27 protein-coding genes and 1 pseudogene are annotated in these 23,891 nt (G+C 68.0%); 7 read left to right on the forward strand and 21 right to left on the reverse strand.

Annotated features, from left to right (window positions below):
• Positions 1–5: 5 nt before the first annotated feature.
• Complete coding sequence (gene proV, locus ML01_RS16485; RefSeq protein ID WP_058556500.1) at positions 6–1,190, reverse strand: glycine betaine/L-proline ABC transporter ATP-binding protein ProV; 1,185 nt, start codon at positions 1,188–1,190, stop codon at positions 6–8.
• Between the two features lie 308 nt (positions 1,191–1,498).
• Positions 1,499–2,977: a hypothetical protein gene (locus ML01_RS16490; RefSeq protein WP_058556501.1), complete on the reverse strand. Its 1,479-nt coding sequence runs from the start codon at positions 2,975–2,977 to the stop codon at positions 1,499–1,501.
• A gap of 193 nt (positions 2,978–3,170) precedes the next feature.
• Between ML01_RS16490 and ML01_RS16495 the strand changes: the two genes are divergently transcribed.
• Both ML01_RS16495 and ML01_RS16500 read left to right on the forward strand, forming a co-directional pair.
• Complete coding sequence (locus ML01_RS16495) at positions 3,171–4,742, forward strand: mechanosensitive ion channel family protein (protein WP_082674353.1); 1,572 nt, start codon at positions 3,171–3,173, stop codon at positions 4,740–4,742.
• 82 nt (positions 4,743–4,824) lie between these two features.
• A complete protein-coding gene (locus tag ML01_RS16500) occupies positions 4,825–5,433 on the forward strand; it encodes a YceI family protein (protein WP_082674354.1) in 609 nt (202 codons plus the stop codon).
• 46 nt (positions 5,434–5,479) lie between these two features.
• Here ML01_RS16500 and ML01_RS16505 read toward each other — a convergent pair whose 3' ends face one another.
• The 3 genes from ML01_RS16505 to ML01_RS16515 form a co-directional block, all read right to left on the reverse strand.
• Entirely contained in the window at positions 5,480–5,728 is a 249-nt protein-coding gene (locus ML01_RS16505; RefSeq protein WP_058556502.1) for a hypothetical protein, read from the reverse strand.
• 477 nt (positions 5,729–6,205) lie between these two features.
• The gene (locus tag ML01_RS16510) at positions 6,206–6,586 is read right to left on the reverse strand and encodes a type II toxin-antitoxin system VapC family toxin (RefSeq protein WP_058556503.1); all 381 of its coding nucleotides are present in this window, start codon (positions 6,584–6,586) and stop codon (positions 6,206–6,208) included.
• Positions 6,583–6,837 (reverse strand): type II toxin-antitoxin system VapB family antitoxin, encoded by a 255-nt coding sequence (locus ML01_RS16515; protein WP_058556504.1) that lies wholly within the window; start codon positions 6,835–6,837, stop codon positions 6,583–6,585. The genes ML01_RS16510 and ML01_RS16515 overlap by 4 nt, the downstream gene beginning before the upstream one ends.
• A gap of 187 nt (positions 6,838–7,024) precedes the next feature.
• Here ML01_RS16515 and ML01_RS27485 point away from each other — a divergent pair.
• Positions 7,025–7,362: pseudogene (locus ML01_RS27485) on the forward strand (integrase core domain-containing protein); the annotation flags it as partial.
• Positions 7,363–7,630: 268 nt separating this feature from the next.
• Here ML01_RS27485 and ML01_RS16525 read toward each other — a convergent pair.
• Positions 7,631–8,965, reverse strand: coding sequence for an alpha/beta hydrolase (locus tag ML01_RS16525; RefSeq protein WP_058556506.1), 1,335 nt, complete (start codon positions 8,963–8,965; stop codon positions 7,631–7,633).
• A gap of 245 nt (positions 8,966–9,210) precedes the next feature.
• On the opposite strand from ML01_RS16525, the gene ML01_RS16530 reads away from it, so the two are divergent.
• Together ML01_RS16530 and ML01_RS28905 are read left to right on the forward strand one after the other, a co-directional pair.
• On the forward strand, positions 9,211–10,851 hold the full coding sequence (locus tag ML01_RS16530; RefSeq protein WP_216819208.1) for an MFS transporter: 1,641 nt from the start codon (positions 9,211–9,213) through the stop codon (positions 10,849–10,851).
• A 256-nt stretch (positions 10,852–11,107) separates the two neighbouring features.
• Positions 11,108–11,251, forward strand: coding sequence for a hypothetical protein (locus ML01_RS28905; protein WP_156427783.1), 144 nt, complete (start codon positions 11,108–11,110; stop codon positions 11,249–11,251).
• Positions 11,252–11,278: 27 nt separating this feature from the next.
• Here ML01_RS28905 and ML01_RS16535 read toward each other — a convergent pair whose 3' ends face one another.
• Positions 11,279–12,424, reverse strand: a complete 1,146-nt coding sequence (locus ML01_RS16535; RefSeq protein ID WP_173865188.1) for a DNA methyltransferase — start codon at positions 12,422–12,424, stop codon at positions 11,279–11,281.
• 429 nt (positions 12,425–12,853) lie between these two features.
• Between ML01_RS16535 and ML01_RS16540 the strand changes: the two genes are divergently transcribed.
• Positions 12,854–14,032, forward strand: coding sequence for an ATP-binding protein (locus ML01_RS16540; protein ID WP_058556507.1), 1,179 nt, complete (start codon positions 12,854–12,856; stop codon positions 14,030–14,032).
• A 93-nt stretch (positions 14,033–14,125) separates the two neighbouring features.
• Here the strand turns inward: ML01_RS16540 and ML01_RS16545 are convergent, their stop codons facing one another.
• Together ML01_RS16545 and ML01_RS16550 are read right to left on the reverse strand one after the other, a co-directional pair.
• Positions 14,126–14,686: a hypothetical protein gene (locus tag ML01_RS16545; RefSeq protein ID WP_058556508.1), complete on the reverse strand. Its 561-nt coding sequence runs from the start codon at positions 14,684–14,686 to the stop codon at positions 14,126–14,128.
• A 12-nt stretch (positions 14,687–14,698) separates the two neighbouring features.
• Entirely contained in the window at positions 14,699–15,373 is a 675-nt protein-coding gene (locus ML01_RS16550; RefSeq protein WP_058556509.1) for a cysteine hydrolase family protein, read from the reverse strand.
• A gap of 192 nt (positions 15,374–15,565) precedes the next feature.
• Here ML01_RS16550 and ML01_RS16555 point away from each other — a divergent pair, with 192 nt between their 5' ends.
• Positions 15,566–15,976: a DUF6858 family protein gene (locus tag ML01_RS16555; RefSeq protein ID WP_058556510.1), complete on the forward strand. Its 411-nt coding sequence runs from the start codon at positions 15,566–15,568 to the stop codon at positions 15,974–15,976.
• Between the two features lie 88 nt (positions 15,977–16,064).
• On the opposite strand, the gene purE is transcribed toward ML01_RS16555, so the two are convergent.
• From purE to ML01_RS16615, 12 genes are all read right to left on the reverse strand, one after another.
• Positions 16,065–16,613 (reverse strand): 5-(carboxyamino)imidazole ribonucleotide mutase, encoded by a 549-nt coding sequence (purE, locus tag ML01_RS16560; RefSeq protein ID WP_058556511.1) that lies wholly within the window; start codon positions 16,611–16,613, stop codon positions 16,065–16,067.
• Complete coding sequence (gene purK / locus ML01_RS16565; RefSeq protein ID WP_058556512.1) at positions 16,610–17,776, reverse strand: 5-(carboxyamino)imidazole ribonucleotide synthase; 1,167 nt, start codon at positions 17,774–17,776, stop codon at positions 16,610–16,612. The genes purE and purK overlap by 4 nt, the downstream gene beginning before the upstream one ends.
• Positions 17,773–18,804 carry a LysR family transcriptional regulator gene (locus tag ML01_RS16570; RefSeq protein WP_058556513.1) on the reverse strand — a complete coding sequence of 344 codons (1,032 nt, stop codon included), beginning with the start codon at positions 18,802–18,804 and terminating at the stop codon, positions 17,773–17,775. The genes purK and ML01_RS16570 overlap by 4 nt, the downstream gene beginning before the upstream one ends.
• Positions 18,805–19,050: 246 nt before the next feature.
• Positions 19,051–19,233: a hypothetical protein gene (locus ML01_RS16575; RefSeq protein WP_058556514.1), complete on the reverse strand. Its 183-nt coding sequence runs from the start codon at positions 19,231–19,233 to the stop codon at positions 19,051–19,053.
• A 54-nt stretch (positions 19,234–19,287) separates the two neighbouring features.
• Positions 19,288–19,596, reverse strand: coding sequence for a 4a-hydroxytetrahydrobiopterin dehydratase (locus ML01_RS16580; RefSeq protein ID WP_058556515.1), 309 nt, complete (start codon positions 19,594–19,596; stop codon positions 19,288–19,290).
• On the reverse strand, positions 19,577–20,053 hold the full coding sequence (locus ML01_RS16585; protein ID WP_058556516.1) for a bacterioferritin: 477 nt from the start codon (positions 20,051–20,053) through the stop codon (positions 19,577–19,579). Before ML01_RS16585 ends, ML01_RS16580 begins: the two co-directional genes overlap by 20 nt.
• A gap of 253 nt (positions 20,054–20,306) precedes the next feature.
• Entirely contained in the window at positions 20,307–20,609 is a 303-nt protein-coding gene (locus tag ML01_RS16590; protein WP_058556517.1) for a BMC domain-containing protein, read from the reverse strand.
• 154 nt (positions 20,610–20,763) lie between these two features.
• Positions 20,764–21,063, reverse strand: coding sequence for a BMC domain-containing protein (locus tag ML01_RS16595; RefSeq protein ID WP_058556518.1), 300 nt, complete (start codon positions 21,061–21,063; stop codon positions 20,764–20,766).
• A gap of 93 nt (positions 21,064–21,156) precedes the next feature.
• On the reverse strand, positions 21,157–21,480 hold the full coding sequence (locus ML01_RS16600; protein WP_058556519.1) for a BMC domain-containing protein: 324 nt from the start codon (positions 21,478–21,480) through the stop codon (positions 21,157–21,159).
• 28 nt (positions 21,481–21,508) lie between these two features.
• Positions 21,509–21,847 carry a carboxysome peptide B gene (locus ML01_RS16605; RefSeq protein WP_082674356.1) on the reverse strand — a complete coding sequence of 113 codons (339 nt, stop codon included), beginning with the start codon at positions 21,845–21,847 and terminating at the stop codon, positions 21,509–21,511.
• Between the two features lie 14 nt (positions 21,848–21,861).
• On the reverse strand, positions 21,862–22,113 hold the full coding sequence (locus ML01_RS16610; RefSeq protein ID WP_058556520.1) for a carboxysome peptide A: 252 nt from the start codon (positions 22,111–22,113) through the stop codon (positions 21,862–21,864).
• A 15-nt stretch (positions 22,114–22,128) separates the two neighbouring features.
• Positions 22,129–23,865 carry a carboxysome shell carbonic anhydrase gene (locus ML01_RS16615; RefSeq protein WP_082674357.1) on the reverse strand — a complete coding sequence of 579 codons (1,737 nt, stop codon included), beginning with the start codon at positions 23,863–23,865 and terminating at the stop codon, positions 22,129–22,131.
• Between the last annotated feature and the right edge of the window lie 26 nt (positions 23,866–23,891).

Genomic DNA, 23,891 nt, shown 5'->3' on the forward strand with positions numbered 1-23,891 from the left:
ACTTCTTAACGATCCAACGTCTCCAACAACGCCGCCTTGGTGATGACGCCGCGGTATCGGTTCGCGTCGTCCACCACCGGCACGCCGTAGGGGGTGGCGGCCACGGTGCCGAGCAGCTCGCTCACGGGCGTGTCCACGGGCAGCGCCGGCACGTCGGGCAGAAAGGCCTGGCTGATGCGGGGCTCGGGATCGCGCAGCACGCGCTGCAGGGAGTCCAGCGACACGACGCCGTGGAAGTGCTGCCCCTTGTCCACGACGTAGCCGAACTCGCGGTCGTGCTCGCGCAGCCGGCTCAGCGCGGCGCGGATGCCGTCGTCGTGCCGCTCGATGAGCGTGACCTGGGTCTTGCGGGCGATGTCGCCGGCCTTGAACACGGCCGCTACGTCGACGCCGCGGAAGAAGGAGCGCACGTAGTCGTCCGCCGGGTTGTTCAGGATCTCGTCCGGCGTGCCCACCTGCACCACGCGCCCGCCTTCCATGATGGCGATGCGGTCGCCGATGCGCATGGCCTCGTCGAGGTCGTGGGAAATGAACACGATGGTGCGCTCGCTGTGCTCCTGGAGCTTGAGCAGTTCTTCCTGCATCTCGCTGCGGATCAGCGGGTCCAGCGCCGAGAAGGCCTCATCCATCAGCATCACGGACGGGTCGTTGGCCAGCGCCCGGGCGAGGCCGACGCGCTGCTGCATGCCGCCGGAGAGCTCGTCCGGCCAGCTCTCGGCCCAGGACTTGAGCCCGACCTGATCGAGCGCGGCGAGGGCCCGCACCTCCCGCTCCGCCTGCGGGACGCCGGCGAGCTCCAGCCCGAAGGCGGCGTTGCGCCCGACGCTCAGGTGCGGCATCAACGCGAAGGACTGGAACACCATGCTCATGTCGCGCCGGCGCAGTTGGATCAGCTCGGCATCGTTCATCGCGGCGATGTCGCGGCCGTCGACGATGACCTGGCCTGCGCTCGGCTCGATGAGCCGGTTCAGCAGCCGCACCAGCGTGGACTTGCCGGAGCCGGACAGCCCCATGATGACGAAGATCTCGCCCTTGTCGATGGAGAAGCTCGCGTCGCAGACACCGACGGTCTGGCCCGTGCGAGCAAAGATCTCGTCCTTGTCGACGCCCTGCTCCAGCAGTCGCAGCGCCACCTCCGGGTGCTCGCCGAAGACCTTGTACAGGTGCCGGACGACGACTTTGTGTTGCATGGTCTTGCGCCTGCGCGCCCCACCGCGACGGGGTGCGATCGGTTGTTGCCCGCGAGCAGCGGCGCACCGGGATGCGCTGCGTGCCGCGTCGAAAAAAGGCCCGAAACCCTTGCGGCGATGGATCGAGGCGATGCATCGAGGCGACGGCGCCCTGTTGTGCCGAGCCGACAATGATTAGGGTCCGAAACGACTAGTGCAGCCTAAGGCGCCGCCCGATCCGTGTCAAATCAGGGGCTAGGGGCTAGCACCTGGCTCCTAGCCCCTAGCTCCTAGCTCCTAGCTCCTAGCTCCTAGCTCCTAGCCCCTTCCTAAAAGTAATAACCAAAGTTGATGTTGAGCCGGTAGTTCCAGTGGTCGTTCGCGTTGGCGCCGAAGTCGCCGGCGCCGAGGGTCGGGTCGAAGAGGTTGCCGTAGCCCTCCGGCGTGCCGGCGCTCGTCTCGTTGCCGACGAAGAGGTTGCCGTCCGAGAAGGCCAGATCGGTGTAGATGTACCAACCGCGGCGCGCCCAGGCGGCACCGAGGACCACGAGCTGGCTGTCGTTGAAGTCGCTGTCCTCTTTGACGATGCTGCTGTACTCCACGTAGGGCCGCACCGAATCGAGCCAGGGGATGCCGTGCGTCTCCCACAGGTAGCTGAGCGAGACCGCCGGTATCCAGGCGTCGGTGGCCACCGGCCACGGGAAGTCGTAAGCGCCCATGGGCACCAGGGCATCGGTGCTGAGGAAGGGGTTGTCGTCAACCTCGATCTTGTAGCGGGTGAGCTGGGTGGCGAGCAGCCAGTTGTTCCAACTGTTCTTCATGTGCACGGACGCGGCCCAGTGCTCGCCGTCGTCGGTGCGCCGCCCCTTGAGCTGGCCCCATTGCAGCGAGGTGCCGATCTCCGTCGGTACCGCAACCTCATCAAGCTTGTAGATGGCGCGAAGGTTGAACTGGTTGCGCTCTTCCCAGCCGTTCGGCTCGATGTTGTAGCTGACGGTGCCATCCGGCGCGACGCCGCCGGTCCAGGGCACGATGTCGTAGTCGTAGCGGGCGCTGTCCAAGCTCTTGCCGTTGCCGTCCCACTGCGCGCGGTTGTAGTAGCCGAGGTCGAGCGCCCAGTCGCCGAGGTTGGTGCTGTACTTGAGACCTAAGTCCATGTCGTCGGCGAGGCCGACATAGAAGTGCTGGTCGAAAAACCAGCTCTGCGAGACGCCGTAGGGGCCGGGGCCGAAGGGCACGCGGTTCTGGCCGACCTCGATCCGGCTGCCGTCGTCGAATGCCCAGCCCAGCCAGCCCGTGTGCAGAAAGTTGTACCCGTTGTACCAGCGATATTCGAGCTTGCCGATGAGGTTCTCGTACTGGAGATCCATGTTGATGCGGAACGTTTCCAGCTCGAAATCGCCGCCGTTGCCGCCGCGGGACGGGCCGGTGTTGGGATAGGCGCCGGAGCTGCCGCGGTTCGGATAGCTGCCGAGCACGTAGTTGGCCCGCAGCGCGCCGCCGATGGTGAGCGGGCCGAAGGTGATCTTGTCGGCCGACGGCGCGCCTGCCTCGGCGAGCTGCTGCTCCGCCTCCGAGGCGCGTGTATAGGCGGCCTCGGAGGCCTCCTTCGCCTCGATCAGGGCCGCCCGCGCCTGGTCCAGCTCGGCCTGCAGCGCCGCGATGCGCCGTTCCAGCGCGGCGGTGTCTGCGGCGAGCGCGGCGGGGGCGGCGAGCAGCGGCAGCACTGCGGCGAGAGCGGCGGCGAGCCGGGCGAAGCGGGGAGTCGAGCGGGGAGTCGAGCGGGTGCTGTGCGCGCGTAGGGTCATGGTGTCTCTCCGTGCGAATAGTGATGCACATTCGCGACCAAGACATTGCTTTGGACACGAAGTATTAAGAAAGTACCACTGACGTTGCTGCTGCACAACACTTACTGTTGCGCAGTGACACTTCTACCACCCAGCCAAACCAGCCGCAGACCGCTATACTGATCCGGCATCCGGTCCGCCTGAGCCCCTGCCGATGGAAGACCAGACGGTCACCGCGACCACCGCGCTGCTGCGCTTCATGGACGAGCTCTCGTCCAGCTACTGGCACCTGCTGCTCGCGGCGCTTGCGCTCGTGGTGCTCTGGCGCATCGGCACCCGCGTGGTGGGCGAGCGGCCGCTGTTCGATCACTTTCCGCGCATCACGGCGGCGCTGGACGTGCTGGTGCTGCCGATTAGCTGGCTCCTCGCGGGCGCGCTGGTGCGGGTCGCAAATCGCGCCGTCGGGCTGCCGGCGCTGGACCCGACCCTCAAGTCCCTGACGGCGCTCGCGGCCTACCTCGCCGCCGGCTGGGCGCTGGCGCGACTGGTGGAGGTGCAGGTGCTGCTGCGCGCCGAGGAGCACGACGGCGAGCGCGTGCCGCAGCTCATCATCGGGCTCGTCTACCTGCTGCTGATGCTGGTGGGGCTCGGGCTCTTCCTGCACCAGCAGGGCTTTTCGTTCACCGGCGTCTGGGTCTCCACCGGCGTGCTCGCCGCCGTGCTGGGCCTGGCGCTCCAGAAGACCTTGGGCGACCTGTTCTCGGGTATCGCGCTCGGCATCGAGCGGCCGTTTCGCATCGGCGACTGGCTGGAGCTCCACGACGGGCGGCTCGGCGAGGTGGTGGACATGAACTGGCGCGCGACGCGGCTGCGCGGCTGGGACAACTCGACCCTGGTGGTGCCGAACTCGACACTGGCAAGCCAGAGCTTCAAGAACCTGCACGGCGAGCGTCACGTCTACGCCCCCTGGTACTTCATCGAGCTGCCCGCGGAGGTGGACCCGCGCTACGCCTCGGAGCTGCTGCTGCAGGCGGCGATGCGCTGCGACAGCGTGCTCAAGCTGCCGCCGCCGGTGGTGCGGCTCGCCGGCGGCGGCAGCCTGCCCTACAGCTACATGGTCTGGGTGCACATCAAGAACTACCCGGCCATGTTTCGCGCCCGCGAGGAACTGTTCCGCGAGATCCACCGCGCGCTCAAGGAGTCCGGCATCGAGGTCTCGCCCGCGGTGCATGAGCTGCGTACCCGCCGCGCGCACATCACCAGCGCGGAGCCGCCGACGCTCGCACTCGCGCTGCGCTCCCTGGAGCTCGCCGGGGAGCTCAGCGACGATGAGCTCGCACAGGTGGCCGCCCGCAGCGAGTACCGGCACTTCAACGCCGGCGGCGTACTGTTGGCGGAGGGCGCCGTCAGCGACGCCTTCTACGTCATCGCGGGCGGGCTCGTGGACAGCAACGTGCTGCTGCCGGACGGCTCCCGGCGACTCTTGGAGACGCTCGGGCCGGGCAACTATTTCGGGCTCACGGCGATGCTGACGACGGAGCCGAGCTTCGAGGAGTTCGTCGCGAAGAGCGACGTAACGCTGATCCGCGTGGACCTGGAGGCGCTGCGCCCCTTCGTCGAGAAGCGCCCGGAGCTGAAGGAGAAGCTGGTGCAGTTGGTGAAGGCCCGCTGGGATCTGGCCGAGGCGACGCAGGCGCAGAGCCGGCGGCGCTCGCGGCGGCTCACGCTGCGCGACATCCGCGTCGGCATCGAGCGCCGGCTGCGCCAGCCCCGCGAGTCCCGGTAGCCGTTGCGATGAGAAAACTCTTGCAAAGCGTCGTCGGCGCGGGTGTCATGCCGTCTCCTTAACAACCGACGGAGAACTTTCCATGACCCAGATCATCCGCACAGCGCATCTGCCGGCCGCGCTCGCCGCCTGCCTGCTCGGCGCCACCATCGCCGGCCCCGCTACCGCCGGCTGGAGCATGGACCCGGCGCGCTCGCACCTCGCCTTCGTGTCCATCAAGGCGAAGGACGTGGGCGAGGTGAACACGTTCCAGGAGATGTCTGGCAGCATCGGCGACGACGGCGCCGTGACCGTGTCCATGGCGCTCGACAGCGTCGAAACCCTGATCCCGATCCGCAACGAGCGGATGCGCGAGCTCCTGTTCAAAACCGCCGACTACAAGGACGCGACACTGACCGCGAAGATCGACCCCGCCATCATCGCCGGCATGCAGCCGGGCGAGATCCGCGAGATCACGGCCGAGGGCAACCTGTCGCTGCACGGCGCGACGCAGCCGATGATACTGAGCATGCAGGCGGCGAAGGTGGACGGCGGCACCGTGATGGTGGCAAGCAGCAAGCCGCTCATCGTCGATGCCGCCAAGTTCGGCCTCACCGACGGTGTCGAGAAGCTGCGCGAGATCGCCGGCCTGGACAGCATCAGCCATGCCGTGCCGGTGACCTTCGTGATGACCTTCGTGGACGTGGAATGATCGGCCGAAGCACCGGCGGCGTGGGCTGCCGGCGCTGCTTCTAGCGTCAGCGCGGCGCGGTCACAAACGCCTGCGCGACCCGCCGCAGCGTGCAGTTGCGCCGGATGCACCAGCGCACGTAGAGCACGAAGCCGGTGCCCGCGATGCCGAACACCATCACCGTGCCGGCGAGTTGCATCACAGGGTCTGCAACCATCAGGTTGAGCGTTGCCCACGCGGGAAAGCTGACGAGGGCGGCAAGGGCGAGCGCGAAGGCGAACGGCCAGCGCGCGCCGCAGTCTTTGCATCGGGTCATGGGTGGTAACTCCTGCAGATCGACGTCCGTGGTTGTTCAATGCTTCCGCTTTCGACGAATGCGGAGCTTCGCACCTGGACAAACGCTCGTCAACCGCTGCCGACTTTGGGGTCCGGCGTCGCCGACCACCGGGAGTGGGGGCGTCTCGCACCCGCGAGCCGGCAAGCCCGCGAGCGACCGGATCGTCCGCGTGCCCCTGGCAGCCTGTCCCTTACCGGCGCGTGGAAGCCACCGGCAGCCGCCTGTCCGCAACCGACCGACAGTGGACGACAGCTTGGAGTCCCGGTGCGGACGGACGACAAGGTGTGTCGAGGCGACAGCTACCGACCCAGAGCAGCTTTAGGAGTTGGGGGCCTTCCGTTGGCTGCGGGATATTGAGCCTGGACCCTTCTCCCGGGGCCCCTTTTCCCCGGAAGCTACAGGGTACGGTGACCGTTTCCGCGCACGCCTATCAATCACTCGTGCAACCTGCCGGCATCAGATTGCAGCATCTATGTCGGTGCGTGGGAAGTCGTCTCCTTGGAAGAGCAACTTCTCGTTGTAGACCTTCGCGAGCGCATAACTAAAGCAATCTCCGAAGTTCAGTCCCGCTGGATGCTGCCCCTTTCCGTATCGCAGGAAGCCTTCGAAGGCGACGTCAGATTGCGCCTGATCCGCCGCAATGATCTCTGCATCGAGGGTGGCCAGCAGCTCCGCCAACTCGGCAAGGCCGTTGTCGCGTTTTGCCACCATCCGGGATTCAAGCAGAGTGGCTGCCGATAGCCGCACGCGTTCGGCCTTCAACAAGGTCTCGATGAAAGACTGGTATCCCTGTTCTTTGCGTAGGATGGCGATCAGTGCTGATGTATCGACGATCATCGAGGTAGACCGTTCTCATCGTAGCCGATGACCTCGTCAGGCGAAGGATTTGGTTGCGGCAGGCGTGCGGCGTAGCGTTCGGCGATCGATTCAAGCTTCTGGCGACGGGACTCGAACTGGTGGCTGCGCCGCAGTCTGGCGACCTCGTGCCGCAGAAGGTCAAGGACGATCTGGGACTTCCCGCGACGGGTTACGGCCTGAATCTCCTGGAGCAAGGTTTCTGCTTCGCGGTTCTTGATGCTGATCGCCATCTTGCTGTTCCGGGCAGGTAGAACCAGGCGAAGATTCTATACCTTTGGCTGGGAACGGTCGAGGAACAACTTACGCGCCAGACTCCAACGGACACCGACATGGCCGTCGGGCGAGAACAACAGGGGCCAGGCTCAATCTATAGTGGCAAGTCGCCCTGCCCTGCACCGTCTGCTGATGCCGGTTCACTTCGACAAGGTCTGTGCCGAGCACGCCATCGACCACCGCCTCATCAAGCCCAGGACCCCCAGACCAACGGCATGGTCGAACGCTTCAACGGGCGCATCGCCGAGATCCTCAACACCACCCGCTTCCGCTCGGGAGAGCACCTGCGCGATACCCTCAAGCGCTACGTCAAGCTCTACAACCAACAGATCCCCCAGCGCGCCCTCAAGCACTCCGCCCCCATCGAAGCACTCAAACGCTGGTGCCACGAACGCCCTGACCTGTTCTGGAAGCGCCCCTATAATCTCCCGGGACTTGACACCCGTCGAATCCCGGAACCCCCTGATGCAACTGCGTACTGACCCCACACACCAGCCAGTCGCCGAAGCCTGGCATCTGGCGCAAGGCGATGCACGGGCGGTTCTTTACGCGGCTGTCCGCCTGGGGCAGCGGAGTGAGCAGCACGTCGCCCTCCGTCACGGACGCCTCACGTCTTTGGGACCGTAATCCGGCTCGCTGTCGGTATAGGCTCGGGCCAATCCCTCGCCGCCGAGACGCCCCCACCCGTCCCGCTCCGCGTCTGCGGCCAGGACCAATCGCTGGCAAGATGCCGGCGGTCCCAGTGCCCTGCTACCGCCTCTCGGACGGGAACGTCCAGACGATGGGCCCGACCTGGACGAGGTCCTCGCGGCCGGGCTCGCCGGGCTTCTTGCCGTAGCGCAACAGCTCCATCACGTCCGAGCTGACCAGCGGGTTAGTCGTGAAATAGGCATGGCCGAAGGCGTCGGTACGCTCGCCTTCGTAGACGATCACGTCGATCTGGCCGAGCCGCTTCAGGTCGTCCTGAGACGCCTGCTTGATGTCCTCGGGCCGCAGGTTGCCGACGCGGCTTTGGCTGCGGAACAGGATGCGGGAAACGAGCAGCGCCCTATCCTGCGGCGACGAGTAGACGGTGAAGCGACCACGCAGGGCGCGCGGCAAGCGCCCGCTGGGCCAGACCGTGAACACGTCCGGGTCCGACGCGAAGGACGTGATCATCTGTGCGGCGACCTCCATGTCGATGTCCGGCGAGAACAGCACGATGTTGTCCACCTTCAGCACCTCAGCCGGCTCCTTGCCCGCGGAGATCACCTCAGAGAACAGGTCGCGCACGGCGCCGAGCAGCAGCGCCGTGCCGCGGCTGTGGGCGAGGAGCTGCACGCGCTCGACGCCGGGCGTCGTCGCCAGCGTGCGGATGACCTTCCTCAGGTGGTTGCGGGCGTAGTCGGCGGACTCGGTGGTGCTGGTGTAGGAGGTCAGAAAATTGCCCGTCGCCGACGCGGGCCAGGTGAAGAAGGCGCACACCGGCTCGCGACCCAGGAAGTGGCAGAGCTCCGCGGCGGTGAACGCGGAGGTCTCGAACGTCTCGTTGAAGCCGTGCACGTAGAGCAAGACCTCGTTGCGCGGCGAGCTCGCGAGGCGCCGCTGCACCTCTTCCTGCAGTTGCCGCTTGGCGCTCAGGTGCTGCGACAGCGTGGCGTCGTCGCGGAACCTGAAGCCCTCGGCACCGATGCGGATGTCGTAGGGCTCCGGCGGAAAGGCGCCGATGCGCTGCACGCGCCCGAGGCTCAGGTCGAGGCCGCGCGTACGTTCGGCGAGCCGGCTCTCTTGCTCCAGCACGGACCAGGAGACATCGGGGCCGATCTTGACCTTGGCCGTGCCGAACTCGATGCGCTTGGCGCGTTCCTGGCCGTAGGGCAGACCGGTCTCGGAGCCGGTCTCCGGCGCGCGGTCGGTGATGTAGAGCAGATTCACGTCGGTGGTTGCGCCGCGGGCCTCGGCCGGCAGCGACAGCACCGGCTGACCGTCGGGCTCCAGATAGACCACCGGCGTCGGCATGAGCTGCCGCGGCGGGGTGGCGCAGCCGGCCGCCAGCAGCAGGCCGAGCACGAGGACGCTGAACGCGACGACACGACGACGGACCATGCGGTACTCCGGGGAAATGAAACGACTCCGCGGCCGAAGAGCTGGTCGCGTCGATCAGGCACTCTCGCATTCTATGCGAGCGCCGCCGGGAATTGTCCGACGCTCGCGATCAGCACACGGCGGAGGGGAGAAGCCGCGCCGCGGATGGACGCCGCCGCCCGACATCGGCGCCGAAGATCCGGCGCTTTCGGGTTAGCATGCCGGGCCAGTCGAGCCCTGACCCGTCAGCAGATCAGCACCGCCGCATGAACCAGCCGAAAGACCTCTCCGCAACCAGCGTTCCCATCGCAGGCACCGCCGCTGCGGCGGCGCCGGCAGTCGCGGACACTGGCCGCGGCGCCCGACAGCCCGGCCGTTGGCGCGATGCCATCGGCGCCTTCCGCGACCGCCGCGTCGTGACCATGCTGTTCCTCGGCTTCTCGGCCGGCATCCCGCTGTTGCTCATCTTCTCGTCGCTGTCGCTGTGGCTGCGCGAGGCCGGTGTGGAGCGCAACGCCGTCACCTTCTTCAGTTGGGCGGCGCTCGGCTACTCGTTCAAGTTCGTCTGGGCGCCGCTGGTGGACCGGCTGCCGCTGCCGTGGCTCACGCGACGCTACGGGCGCCGGCGCGGCTGGCTGCTGTTGGCGCAGCTCGCCATCGTGGCGGCGATTCTGCTCATGGCGTCGGTGGATCCCGCCCAGGGCGGCGATGCGCTGGTGCGCATGGCGCTGGCCGCGGTGATGCTCGGCTTCTCGGCGGCGACGCAGGACATCTGCATCGACGCCTATCGCATCGAGTCCGCACCGCCGGAACTGCAGGGCACGCTGTCCGCGGCCTACATCGTCGGCTATCGCATCGGCATGGTCACCAGCGGCGCCGGCGCGCTGTTTCTGGCGGCGGCGTTTCTATCGTCCGCGGAGTCCTACTCGTTCACCGCCTGGAGCCTGACCTACAACATCATGGCCGGCACCATGCTGGTGGGTATCGTCACCACCCTGGTGGTGCCGGAGCCCGAGCGCAGCCGCAAGCTCGCCTACCCCTATCCCGCGTCGAGCTACGCGCGGCTGGTATTGGTGTTTCTGTGCGCCGCGGCCGCCTTCGCGGGCACCTTCTTCTTCAGCGCCGGTGCCGCCGCCGCGCTCAAGGCCGCCGTCGGTGGCGGCGCCTTCGCGACCCTGCTGGTGGAGGCGGTGCGGCTCGCGCTCGCCATCGGCGTCGCCGGGCTCGTGGGCTGGGGGCTCGTGAGCTTAGGCACCGTAGACCGCGCCATGGCCGCCGAGACCTGGATCGCGCCGGTGCTCGACTTCTTCCGCCGCTACGGGCTCGCCACCGCGCTGTTGCTGCTCGCGCTGGTGGGGCTGTACCGGATCTCGGACATCGTGCTCGGCGTCATCGCCAATGTCTTTTATCAGGATCTCGGCTTCACCAAGCCCGAGATCGCCAAGGCCGTGAACACCTTCGGCGTGCTGGTCAGCATCGTCGGCGGCTTCCTCGGCGGCATCCTGGCCACCCGCTTCGGCGTCATGCGCATCCTGATGCTCGGCGCGGTCCTATCGGCGGCGACGAACCTCGCCTTCGTCGGCCTCGCCTACGCCGGCCATAACGTGCCGCTGATGTACGCGACGGTGTTCGCCGACAACCTCGCCGCAGGGCTCGCCAGCGCCGCCTTCGTCGCCTTCCTGTCCAGCCTCACCAACGTCCAGTTCACGGCTGTTCAGTACGCCATCTTCTCGTCCCTGATGACGCTGCTGCCCAAGACCCTCGGCGGCTATTCCGGCAGCATCGTGGACGGTATCGGCTACCCCGGCTTCTTCATCTTCACCACCCTCATCGGCGTGCCGGTGCTGGTGCTGGTGTGGCTGGCCGGCAAGAAGCTCGCGATTCGGGATGCGGCCACCGCCGGCTGAGCCGGGCACGGACGGGAGCGCCGACTCCCCTCGGCGTTCCGCGGCGCGAGCCGCGATTTCGATCGCCCAGACGGTGGTTTGCTTGCGATACGTTGCTGCTGCCGCCCGTGCCTGGAACTCGCCTGGCTGGGGCGGGCGTCACTCACTTTCGATTACGCTTCGCCATTGATCACCCCATCGTTGAAAGACAGGACGCCCGCCGATGGCTATAGAAAGAAACTCCGTTTCCTCTGAGCATTCAACCAACAGACGCCCTATGAGCTTCACCGAGCTCTATCTAGGCCACGTCAGTATCGACGACTTCAGAAGAAACCCGCGCGGGGAGCTTGGCACAAGAACTGCCACCCTTCACAAGGACGGCATCAAGAAGCTCCGCGAGAACTGGATCTATCGCGCCTGATTCAGTCGGTCGCATCTCTCCGTCGCGTCAGTCCTTCGCTTGTGCGAGCTGCGCGAGCTTCGGAACCGCCACACAGGCGACGTCGAAATAATGTCGGTCTTTCTCGACACCGATACAGTCATAGCCCAGCGACAACGCGGCGGCCAGAGTGGATCCGGCCCCTGCGAAAGGGTCGAGGACAACACCTTCCCCCAGTGGCAGAACCGCGCGAACCACTTGGCGCATGAAGTGCTGCGGCTTCAGGCTCGGGTGGGGCGCGAGCGCTCTTTCTTGCTTGCGGGTCGGTGCGGACGCGATGACATCACCAAACGGCTTGTCTTTGGACGGACGCCGAAAGCCACCCGTCTTCCACTTGCGAAGGTTGTCCTGCACCCTGCCCTCGATCGGCCTGCGAAACACCACCCAGGGCTCCCACATGGAGCGCGGCATGACACTGACTTGGCTGAATTCTTCGTGCGCCGCTTTCGGTCGGTCGCCGCCGCGCATGGTCATGGTCAGCCGGACGATCTCGGCCCTTCGCTCAAAGCCCGCGCCGGACAGTGCCTGCGACACGATGTAGGACACGAGGGGATTGGAGGCAACCACCACGTGCGCGCCGGGCACGAGCTTGGGCAAGAGCAGACGCCCCCAGGTGAAGAAGAAGCCGTGCAGCTCTTCAAGCTGGTCCTGCGTCAGCGTTGTGAAGCGCGGCAGCGGCGAGCGCTGATGGCCATCGAATGACGGAGGAATTCGCCACACACCGCCCTTGCCCGAGCGCAGCTTGGCCTGCTGTTCCGGGGAGTATTCGTGCAGGCCGTAGGGCGGGTCGGTGACCACCGCATGCAGGCTGTTCGGTTCCCGGCTCTCGATCCAGTCGAAACAGTCCGCATGGTGCAGCATGACTCCGCCGAGGTCACACGGCGGTGCCCAGTCATCGATTGCCGGCAGCTCGCGCTGGACCGGGGTTTGCGGCGAGTGACGCAGCCGGTAGACGCCGCGCTCTTCGCGCACGAACAACTCCGGCGTATTCAACCGGAGATAGGAGCGAATCGATGACGGCGGCGTATCCCCTGTAATCTTCCGGACGCGCGCTTCGATCTCTTGCACGGTCAGGGGCTTCGAGGTCAGCGCCATCACGTAGACGATGGCGTCGCGGACCGTGCCGGGGGCTTTTCTGGGTAGCGTTTCGCTCATGGCGGGAGTCTAGACGTCGGGACGTCTAGGGTCAACAGGGAACATCGACCGCGAAATTGTGCTGCGATCGGGGTGCGGCGCGAATGGGAAGGCGCCGGCCAATTCGCCGGCATGAGCGCGGCGGGCCGCCGCGCGGGCCGGCTGAGGCCGGCGTACCCAGGGTCAGCGCAGTTGGCCGTCGGGGCCGACGACCTGCTCGATGATGGCGCGGATGCCCGCGTGGCTCATGTCCGGCCCGAAGGCGTGGCGGAGCGGCGGCCCGGGGAACTGCTTCCGGCTTGCTGCGGGCGCTGATGCAGGAGCCGCAGTATCCGGTGGTGCCAGCCCGACCCTTGGGAGACGCGAAAACTCCGGAAAATCTCGCATGTGAAAGAATCGATGTCGGCGGGTATCCTTGTATATCTAAAACGTTACTTTTAGTTTGCAACAATGATACCTCGCGCCGTTCGCTCAAAAGTCGAAGCTGCCCTGGCACGCCAGGCCGCGGTCGCCCTCATCGGGCCGCGCCAGGTCGGCAAGACCACCCTCGCCCACGAGATCGCCAAGACTCGGCCGTCCATCTACCTGGACCTCGAGGCCGCGGCGGACCGGGACAAGCTCTCCGAGCCGGTGCTCTTCCTGGATAGACACGTCGACAAGCTCGTCATTCTCGACGAGATCCACCGGGTGCCTGCCCTGTTCGAGGCGCTCCGCGGGATCATCGACGCCGGCCGGCGCGCCGGACGCCGTACAGGACGCTTCCTCATCCTGGGATCGGCGACCATCGACCTGCTGCGCCAGTCCGGGGAAAGCTTGGCCGGTCGAATCACCTATGTGGATCTCGCCCCGCTGACGGTTGACGAAGTAGACCGCGGCGACCTCGAGCAGCTTTGGCTGCGCGGCGGATTCCCCGACAGCTTCTTGGCGGCCACCGACGACGACAGCCTGGCGCTGCGCGAGAGCTTTGTCCGCACCTATCTGGAACGCGATGTGCCGATGTTCGGACCGCGCATCCCGGCGGAGACCCTGAGACGCCTCTGGACCATGCTGGCGCACAACCAGGGCACCCTGCTCAACGCCTCACGCCTGGCCTCGAGCCTGAGTGTGTCGGCGCCAACCGTCAGCAGTTACATCGACCTGCTGGTGGACCTGCTTCTGGTACGCCGACTGCCGCCGTTCCATGCCAATGTGGGCAAACGTCTGGTCAAATCCCCGAAGACCTATGTCCGGGACAGCGGCCTGACGCATGCACTACTCAACATCGAGACTGTCGAGGATCTGCTCGGGCACCCCGTGTCCGGCCCGAGCTGGGAGGGTTTCGTCATCGAGAACCTGGTCACGGCTGCCCCAAGCCGAACCCAGACCAGCTTCTACCGCACGGCAGCCGGCGCCGAGATCGACCTGCTCCTGGAGCTTGGCGGCAGCCGGGGCACTTGGGCGGTCGAGATCAAGCGCAGCCTCGCGGCCAAGCCCCAGCGCGGCTTCTACAACGCGGTCGAGGACATCCAACCGGCGAAGGCCTTCGTCATTCATGCCGGCGAGGACCGTTATCCGATCGCGGAGAGTGTCGAGGCGGTCGGGCTGCGGGAGATGGTTGGACTGTTGAGTGGGGGGACGACCGAGAGCTGATGGCCGCCGGGGCGCGTACGGAAGCTGGTGCCGAGGACCGAGATGGGCGCGGCTCCTGCCCGCGCGGGCCGGCTGAAGCCGGCGTACCCGGGGTCAGCGCAGTTGGCCGTCGGGGCCGACGACCTGCTCGATGATGGCGCGGATGCCTTCGTGGTTCATGAGCCGCCCGAAGGCGGGATGGTTGCGCAGGGCCTCGATGTTGCCGGACATGACGAGCCCCATGAGCTCGGGGTCGGCGAGCGCGGCTTTAAGCTGGGGATCCTGCTGCAAGGCCATGATGGACTCCATCACACCCTGATCGCCGATGAGGCGGCGTTGCAGACCCTCGATGTCGGCCGCCGAGACGGCCGCGGCCGGATCGGCGCCCGTCGGTGCGCCGGGCGCAGCCCCCCAAGCACCCGCGGCACCACCACCCGTATCGTCGGCGCGGCTCATGCGCCGCACGCGGGAGGCGTCGACGGTGACCTCACCAAGCGCGGGGGTGCGGATGCGATAGACGCCGTCGGCAAGGCTGAGCGGCTCGCCGACGACGACGCTGCCGTCGTCAAGCTCGAAGCGGGCAAGGTCTCCGGCGCCGACGGCAAGGCCCGCCACGGCAAAGGCGCCGGCGAGCAGCAGGGCGGGCAGAGAGCGTCCGAGGTTGGTGCTGGGCATGGCGGCGGCTCCTCAGGCGAGGCCCATGATGGCGCGAAGCTCCGCGCTGGTGACCACGTGGCAGTAGATCATGTTGATGATGGCCAGCTCCTGCTCATGCAGCGCGTCGGTGCCGGCGGCGCAGCAGTCCTCCACCAGCACGACGTTGAAGCTCTCGTCGGCGAGGCTGCGCACCGTGGAGCTCACGCACTGATCGGTGTAGATGCCGGCGACGATGACGTTGCGGATGCCCATGTTGCCGAGCACGAGCCGCAGATTGGTGCCGGTGAGCGCGCTGTCCGTGGTCTTGGTGACGACGATCTCGCCGGGCGCGGGCGCGAGCTCCGGCACGATCTGCGATGCCTCCGTGGTGAGCGGCATCAGCAGGTTGTTCCAGCCCGGCATCTTCTGGCTCAAGGAGCGGTCGCGACCGTCCTCCAGCAGGCAGGCGATGCGCGCATGGATCACGTCGATGCCATTGGCACGGAAGCTGTCCTGCAACGCGCGCAGGCGCGGGATGACGGTGCCGCGCATGCGCTCGTGGAACGGCGCCCAGCGCGCGCGCTCGGCGGGATCATCATGCAGCGCCATGCCGTAGTTCTGCACATCGATGCAGAGCAGCGCGGTCTCGGCCGGCGGCAGGTGCAGCTCCTCGGGCTCTGGTGCGCCCTGGTAGTAGAAGGAGCGGTGGCGGGTTTTCCAGGACATGGGCGTCTCCTGTGCGCGGGCTTCGGGAGCGCCCCACTGTGCCAGATTGCGCGCGGCGGGCACAGGGCGCCGGTCACACGCCGCCGGCATGCGGCTCGCGAGCGCTGCGAATCTTCAATGCCTTCGGTGCGCGAATCCCTAGAATTCCGCTGCACTATCACCCATGCGACCAAAGCTCCGACGAGAACGACGATGAAACAGACCCTGCTCCAAGAGAAGTACCCCGTCTACACGCTGGAAGTGCCGAAGGAGGAGTGCCGCTATGCCGACGTCGACGCGATCCTGACCTATCTGCGCGACTGCGTCGAGGCGCACCCGGTGGCGCAGATGATCGCCGAGTTTGACCATCACGCCCACACCAGCGCGCTGCCGGAGGGCGAGATCGCAGGCGACATCAAGGCCGCCAAGCACGTCGTGTTTTGCTTCGGCACGCACCTGCCGAACCCGCACGTGATGGCCGTGCGCCCGCGCTCTATCGGCGTCGCGGACATGGGCGATCGTTTCGTCTTGAGCTTCCTGGAGGCGCCGATGCCGCTCGCGAACAACGCCATGGAGTCGTGGGTGAAGGCCATGGTGTCGCAGGCCGACGTGGCCGCAGCCTGACCACCGGCCAAACCGGTGCGGCCTCAGCCGCACCCGGACCGAGATCGGAATCGAGACTGGACGCGAGCAATCCCGCGCCCGCCGCCGATCAGGCCCCGACGCGCCCCTTCGCCACGGTCTCGGCGGTAATCTCCCCCGCCGCCATCCGCTCCACCTTCGCGAGCACCTGGGCTTCCAGGTCGCGCTTGAACTGCGCGACGCGCGCGAGCAGCGCCGCGTCGCCGACGGCGAGGATCTGCGCCGCCAAGAGCCCCGCGTTGCGGGCGCCGTCGATGGCGACGGTCGCCACCGGCACGCCGGGCGGCATCTGCACGATGGACAGGAGCGAGTCCTGCCCGGACAGGGCCTTGCTCTTCACCGGCACGCCGATGACCGGCAGCGGCGAGATGGCCGCGGCCATACCCGGCAGATGGGCGGCGCCGCCGGCGCCGGCGATGATGACCTTGAGCCCGCGGTCCATGGCGCTCGCGGCATAGTCGTAGAGCCGCTTTGGGGTGCGGTGCGCGGAGACGATGGTCATCTCGAAGGGCACGCCGAGCTCCGTCAGCGCGTCGGCGGCGGCCTGCATGACCGGCAGGTCGGAGTCGCTGCCCATGATGATGCCCACCAGCGGGGCCGATGCTGCGGGGTCGCTCATGCGATCTCCTCTCCTTCGATGCGGATCAGCGCGCGCACCTGTTCGGCCTTCGCGCGGGCCTGCTCGACGTCGGCGTCGAGCACGGTGACGTGGCCCATCTTGCGATGGGCGCGGGTCTCGGCCTTGCCGTACAGGTGCACCGAGACGCCCGGGATCGCGAGCGCCGCGCGCAGCCCGCGGATGACGGGCCGGCCCTTGAAGCCGGGCTCGCCGAGTAGGTTCAGCATCGCCGCCGGGCAGAGCAGGTCCGTCGCGCCGAGCGGCAGGCCGGCGATCGCGCGCAGGTGCTGCTCGAACTGGTCCGTGGTGCAAGCCTCGATGGTGTAGTGGCCGGAGTTGTGCGTGCGCGGCGCGACCTCATTGACCAGCAGCTCGCCGGCCTCGGTCAGGAACATCTCGACGCCGAAGATGCCGACCCCCATCAGCGCCTCCACGGTGTCCACCGCGAGCCGCCGGGCCGCCGCCGCGGTGGCGGCATCGATGCGCGCCGGCGCGATGAGCAGGTCCAGCACGTTCTCGGCCGGGCGCATGCACATTTCCACCACCGGATAGGCGACGGTGCCGCCGTCCTGCCCGCGGGCGACCATGACGGCCAGCTCGAGCCGCGCCGGCACGAAGCGCTCCACCAGCGACGGCACCGGCAGATGCTTGGCGAAATCGGCGGCCTCGCGCATCACCTGCACGCCGCGGCCGTCGTAGCCGCCGCGACGGGCCTTTTGCACCAGCGGATAGCCGAAGGCCGCGAAGGCTTCGGCCGACGGCGCATCCGCGGCCTCGAACCCGGCGCTCGGGATGCCGGCGTCGGCCAGCACCTGCTTCTGGCGCAGCTTGTCCTGGATGTCCGCGAGCAGCCCGGGGCAGGGGTAGATGCGATGGCCCTCGCGCAACAGCTCGGCCAGCACGTCGGTGTCGATATCCTCGATGTCGAAGGTCGTCACGTCGCAGGCCGTGACCAGCTCGCGCAGCGCCGCCGGGTCGTGGTAGGTGCCGACGATCTGCTGGCCGGAGAGCTGCCCCGCCGGGCTGTTCGGGTAGGGGTCGAGCACGGTGCAGACGCAGCCGATGCGCTTGGCGGCGGCCACCAGCATGCGCCCGAGCTGGCCGCCGCCGATGATGCCGATATGCGCGACGGGGTAGGGGTAGCGATCTTCGCCGATGCTCATGTGCTGGCGCCCGCCTCGCGCCGCAGGCGCTCGCGGGTCTCCTCGAAGGCGGCCTTGGCCATGGCGAGCCGGACCTGGATCTCCGGCTCGTAGGCGATGGCGAAGTCGAGAAAGGTGCGCGCCACGAGCGACAGCTCCCGCCCGCGCCAATACACCAGATGCCAGCGGCGCATGATCGGGAAACCCTGCACGTCGAGCAGCGCAAGCCCGCCGCCGACGCTCTCCAGCCGCAGGGAATGCAGCGACAGCACCGAGATGCCCAGACCGCCGACGATGGCGTGCTTGATGGCCTCGTTGCTGCCGAGCTGCATGCGCACGCGCGGGGTCAGGCCGTGCTCGTTGAAGCACTTGACGACGGCATCGCGGATGCCGGAGCCCGGCTCGCGCAGGATCAGGTTCTCCTCGACCAAACGGTCGAAGGGGATGTCGTGCTCCAGCGCCAGCGGGTGGTCGACCCGCGCGACCACCACCAGGGGGTTCGGTGCGAACGGGATGGACTCGACCTGGTCGTGGTCGTCCCGAGGCTGGCCCGCGACGTAGAGGTCGTCGTCGTGGGCCATCAGGCGTTCCAGAATGTGCTCGCGGTTGGTGACGCCGAGGGACACCTCGATGCCCGGATACTCCTTGCAGAAGGCCCCCAGGATCTCCGGCGCGACGTATTTGGCCGTGGTCACGACGCCGAGCCGCAGGCGCCCGCGCTTCAAGCCCTTCAGGTCGGAGAGCTTGACCTCCAGGTCCGTCAGCGTGCCGAGGATCTCGCGACAAGCGCCATAGACCTCGCGGCCGGCGTCGGTGGGCTCCACGGTGCGGCCCACGTGGCGGAACAGCGGCGTGCCCAGGGTCTCGGACAGCTTCTTGATCTGCATCGACACCGTGGGCTGGGTCAGGAACAGCTCCTCGGCGGCGCGCGTAAAACTGCCGAGCCGCACGATGGCCTCCAGCAGTTGCAACTGGCGCAGCGTGGCGTGGCGGATGAGATAGTCCGCGCCCCCGGGAAAGGGGTAGCGGCCGTCGTGGGCGTGGGACATGCTGGCGTTGCCGTGCGCACTTGGCGTCTGCCGCCGCTGCCGGCCGCGCGGCCGTTGGGCCGAGTCGGCCGCAGGCGGCTCGTCAGTGCTTCCGCTGCGATTCACCGTCGTCGAGCAAGACGCGGCAGCATAGCGCGATCACGCGCCCTGCTCCAGCGGGGCGCGTCAATGCAACGCGTTGTTAGGGCCACGGACGGATCGAGCGCCTAGGCGGCGCCGTTCCGGCGGGCGTGCCGCCGGCCGGGCTCAGTCGGGCCAGATGCGCGGTGCGGCCTGGAAGGGGTCGTCGCGCTGCGGCGGCAGCGCCGGGCCGCCGGTGGCGTCGGCGGTCTTCTCGGTGCTGCCGCGGCGGCGGCTGGTGGCGGCGCTGGTGCGCCGAGCCGGGGTCGCGGTGCTGGTGCCCTCTGCGGTCGCCTGCTCTTCGCTCATGGACCTCGCTCCTCAGTTGTCAGCTTTCAGTTGTAAGCTTTCAGTTGTCAGCTTTCAGTTGTCAGCTTGTAGAAAGCCATCGACGCGCTCGGCGAAGGCCTCCGCAGCGGCGCTGATCTCGTCGCTGTCGTCGTCCGCGAACAGCGCCAGGTTCACATAGGTGCGCCCGAAGCTCTGATTCGGGTAGACGCCGGTCGCTTCCGACAGGTCCGCGACCTGGTCCAGAAAGTCCCGCAGTGCGTCGTAGTCCGCAAACTCGATCCGGCGCTCCAGTCGCAGCGGTCGCTGCCGACGGCGCCAGCCGTGCGCCGGCGTCGGCGGCGCGCTCGGGGGACCCGCTGCGTCAGAAGTAGGCCCGGTCATCGCGACTTCCCGCCGGTGCGACGCCGAGCGTCTCGAGCCAGGCGTCGATCTCGCCCGCGTGGTGCTGCTCTTCATGCAGCAGCCCGCCGAAGAAGGCAGCGTTCTCGACATCGCCGATGCGCCGGCAGAAGTCCGTCGCCTCTTGGTACAGCGCGACGATCTCCGCCTCCAGCACCTGATCCTGCAGCAGCAGGTCGACCAGATTGCGCGCGACGCCCGCCGGGCGCAACTGCGAGGCGTTGGGCGCGACGCCCAAGCCCAGCATGCGCTTCACGAGCCGATCCGCGTGCTGGAGCTCCTCGACCACCTCGCGCCGAAAGCGGTCGCCGGCGTCCTTGAGGCCCCAGGCGTCGGCGAGCCCGGCCTGGGTCATGTACTGCTGCACGGCAGAGTACTCCAGGCTGAGCGCGCGGCCGAGGTAGCCGAGGGTGCGCGGATGGATGGAGGCGGTACGCATGGGGTTCAGGTGCTAGGTTCTGTGCCAGGTGCTAGATGCCAGGTGCTAGGTGCTGGGTGCTAGGTGCTAGGGGGGCGAGGCCTCAGACCTGCCAGGGTACCGAGCGGGCGAAGGGCCGAGGGCCTAGGGCCTAGGGCCTAGGGCCGAGGAGGGCGCCCTTGGCCCTATTGCCCTCAAGCGACTTGTCGCCATAAGGCGCCGCCCAGCAATCCGGGGGCTAACCCCTAGCCCCTAGCCCCTAGCCCCTAGCCCCTCACTCAGCGTTTCCGCCCTTGGGCAGAACAGGCTCCACCTCGCGGTGCGGGCGGGCGATGATGTGCGCGGCCACCAGGCCGTCGCCGACGCGCTCGCAGGCGTCCGCACCGGCGCGCACCGCCGCGTTGACTGCACCGGTCTCGCCGCGCACCAGCACGGTGACGTAGCCGCCGCCGACGAACTCGCGACCGATCAGGCGCACTTCCGCCGCCTTGGTCATCGCGTCCGCCGCCTCGATGGCCGGCACCAGGCCGCGGGTTTCGATCATGCCGAGGGCGATGCCCATGGTCTCGCTTGCCATTTTTTTACTCTCCGTTGGGATTGTGCGCCGGGGGTCAGCGTCCCGACTTCAGGTACTAGGTGCTAGGTGCTAGGTGCTAGGTGCTAGGTACTAGGTACTAGGTGCTAGGTGCTAGGTGCTGGAGCCTAGCCCCTAGCCCCTAGCTCCTAGGCCCTCACTCAGCGCCGCCCTTGGGCAGCACCGGCTCCACCTCGCGGTGCGGGCGGGCGATGATGTGCGCGGCCACCAGGCCGTCGCCGACGCGCTCGCAGGCGTCCGCACCGGCGCGCACCGCCGCGTTGACTGCACCGGTCTCGCCGCGCACCAGCACGGTGACGTAGCCGCCGCCGACGAACTCGCGACCGATCAGGCGCACTTCCGCCGCCTTGGTCATCGCGTCCGCCGCCTCGATGGCCGGCACCAGGCCGCGGGTTTCGATCATGCCGAGGGCGATGCCCATGGTCTCGTTCGCCATTGCGTTGTCTCCGTCTGTGTCAGCTCGTTGAAAACCTGCCTAGCGGTCCCGGTGCGCGGCGCGACCGGGCGGAATTCTCGTTGTCGCAGCGACTCAGCGCCGTTGGTCGCCCGGCGCGAAGGTGTCGCCGGACTGCTTGAGGAGCGGCTCCAGCTCCGCATGCGGCCGGGCGATGATGTGCGCGGCCACCAGGCCGTCGCCGACGCGCTCGCAGGCGTCCGCACCGGCGCGCACCGCGGCATTGACGGCGCCGGTCTCGCCGCGCACCAGCACGGTGACGTAACCGCCGCCGACCCATTCGCGGCCCACCAGGGTGACCTCGGCCGCCTTGGTCATCGCGTCCGCCGCTTCAATGGCGGGAACGAGACCGCGGGTCTCGATCAAGCCGAGTGCAATACCAAGCCGACGTTCGGCCATGTGTCGATCCTCGTTGTGAGCGCGGGCGTCATGCGGCCTGTGCGCGGTCTGTGGTCTGCGGTGCCGCCGTCTCGGTGGCGCCGCTGTCGGTTGCCTGTGCCGGGGCGGGTTTCGCGACCTCCTCCGGCTCCCAGTCGTCGATAATCCCGCCGATGGTGAGATCGGTCAGGATGTCCGGGTCGCCCATCGCGAAGCGCCCGGCGGAGCCGCTCACGGTGAACACCCAGTTGCCGGGGCGCGTCCCCACGGGGTCCGTCGCCACCAGCAGCTTGCCCTTGCGGTCTTGCAGAATCCGCAGGCTGCTATGGTCGAGGCCCGCCACCCGATGCGTGCACACCAGCGTGCCAACGACCTGGTTGATCTCCATGCCGCGCGCCTCGTTCAGACCCGATCCGGGTCCCAGTTGTCGATGATCCCGACGATGGTCAGATCGCTCGGGTAGGACTTGCTGCCGGCGGCCTCGCGGGCGGCGGAACTACCGACGCAGATCACCCAGTCGTCCGGCTTGCAGCCGATGGCGTCCACCGCCACGGCCTGCGCGCTGCCGTCCTGCACGACTTGCAGGTGCTTGTGCTCGAACTCCGGAATCCGGTACGTGCTCACCAGGGGCCTCACGACGCGACAGATCTTCATGGCCGTTGCAAACCCTCAGTGCGCCGCGGCGGCGGCCGGGGCCAGCGACGAGCCGACCACCTCGATGGGCGCCTGCGCATCGCAGTCGCGCACGGCCCGCAGGCAGTGCAGCAGCCCGTCGTCGCAGAGCCTCGGATAGCGTGCCTTCAGCGCTGCCGCGACGCGCTCGCAATGCCCCACCGCCCGCTCCCGCGACCCCGGCACCTTGCCGTGGTAGTCGAAGCGCACGACGATAGGCACGGGCAACTGCCGCGATACGTTGAGCCCCGTAAAGATCTTGATGCCGACATCCAGGTCCGCGGCGCCCTCCTCCACCGTGCTCAGGTACGCGAAGTACGTGAGATTGCGCAGTTGGATCTCCTCGAAGCCGATGCCGGCGCCAATGAAGCGCTCCGCGTGGCCGATGTCGGCATAGCCGCCGGCGTGGTAGCTCCGCACGTAGTCGATCTGCGAGAGGTTCTGCTCGATCAGCCAAGCGATGAGCCGGGTCATGCCGTCCCAGGCCGAATCGCCCGGGGGCTGCGCCAAGCGCGCGGCCTTGCCCGGCGCATGCGCGCGCACCAGCTCCAGGATGCGTCGGCGCGCCTCGTCGGCGGTCAGACCTTGGGTGATCTCGTGGACCTTGCGGGCGTCGAGCCACTGCTCGAGGTCGCACCAGCCGTCGGCATCGGGCACATGCACGCGGATGGCATCGGTGTCCGTGTCCATGCCGATCAGCAGCAGGTCCACGGAGGCACCGCAGCAGAAGCCGTTCTCGACCGCCTGGCGGAAGGCCCGCAGGCGCTCCCAGCCCTCGCGGGCGGCGGCGGCGTCGTCCGAGCCGTGCTTGGCGCAGCCCTGGTGTGCCGGGTCGACGCTGCTGAAGTGATACAGCACCACCTTGAGATAGCGCGTCGGTGCGTCGGCGGTGTTCGGCACGCCTTCGCGGAAGCGCAGAAACTCGGTCTCGACCCACTTCTCAACGGTGTTCTCGATGTCGAACAGCGAGCCCGCGTAGGACTTGCGCCGCACCGCACCATAGGGCAGCCGCAGCACGTAGCTGATGGCGTGCGCCAGCCGGCCGTCGGCGCAGGGCGTGATGTCCATCAGATGGAAACCGCAGTCCTGCAGCAGGGCCTGGAAGGCCGCACCGTCCCGGCCCCGGAGCGGGTCGGCGGTGTAGAACTCGTCGCTGAAGCGCCGGTAGGTCTCGAAGACGCAGGCGGCAAACAGCCGGCGCATGTCGAGCCCGGTCACCCAGGTCGCCTCCAGGATGTGCGCCGGCAGCTCGAAACCGAGCTCGGCGCGGGCGATGCCCTGGGCACGCTCGATGAAATCGGGCTCGCAGCGCTCCGTGGCGATGCGTTGCAGCACCGGCACGATGGCATCGAAGGCGCCCTTCACGGCCGCCTCGTAGGCATACAGGCGCTCGTTGGCCGCCGCGTCGGTGAGCGGGTGCAGGCGCCCGCGCGCCATGCCCGGAGCAGGCGCCGGGCTCGGCGCAGCAGCGGCCGGCCGGCTCGGCGCCGCCGGTCGGCGCACCACCGGGGTTGCGCTGCGCGCCCGGCTGCGCATGCGCTCGGCGGCCGCGTCGGCCGCGGTGCGCTCTGCGCGCGTTGCCTCGCCGGCCAGCGCGCGCTGGCCCGTGCCGCGCGGGCGCGCGTCGGCACCGGCGAGCGGGGCTGGCGCGAGCGGCAGACGGCTCGGCGCGGGCGCGGCGACCGGGGTCGCTAGACCTCGGCTGCGCGGCGATGGCTTAGGACGGCCTGGCATGGCTTTGCTCGCTTGCGCTCAGTGCG

It is taken from the genome of Thiohalocapsa sp. ML1 (assembly GCF_001469165.1).
Taxonomy (GTDB): Bacteria; Pseudomonadota; Gammaproteobacteria; order Chromatiales; family Chromatiaceae; genus Thiohalocapsa.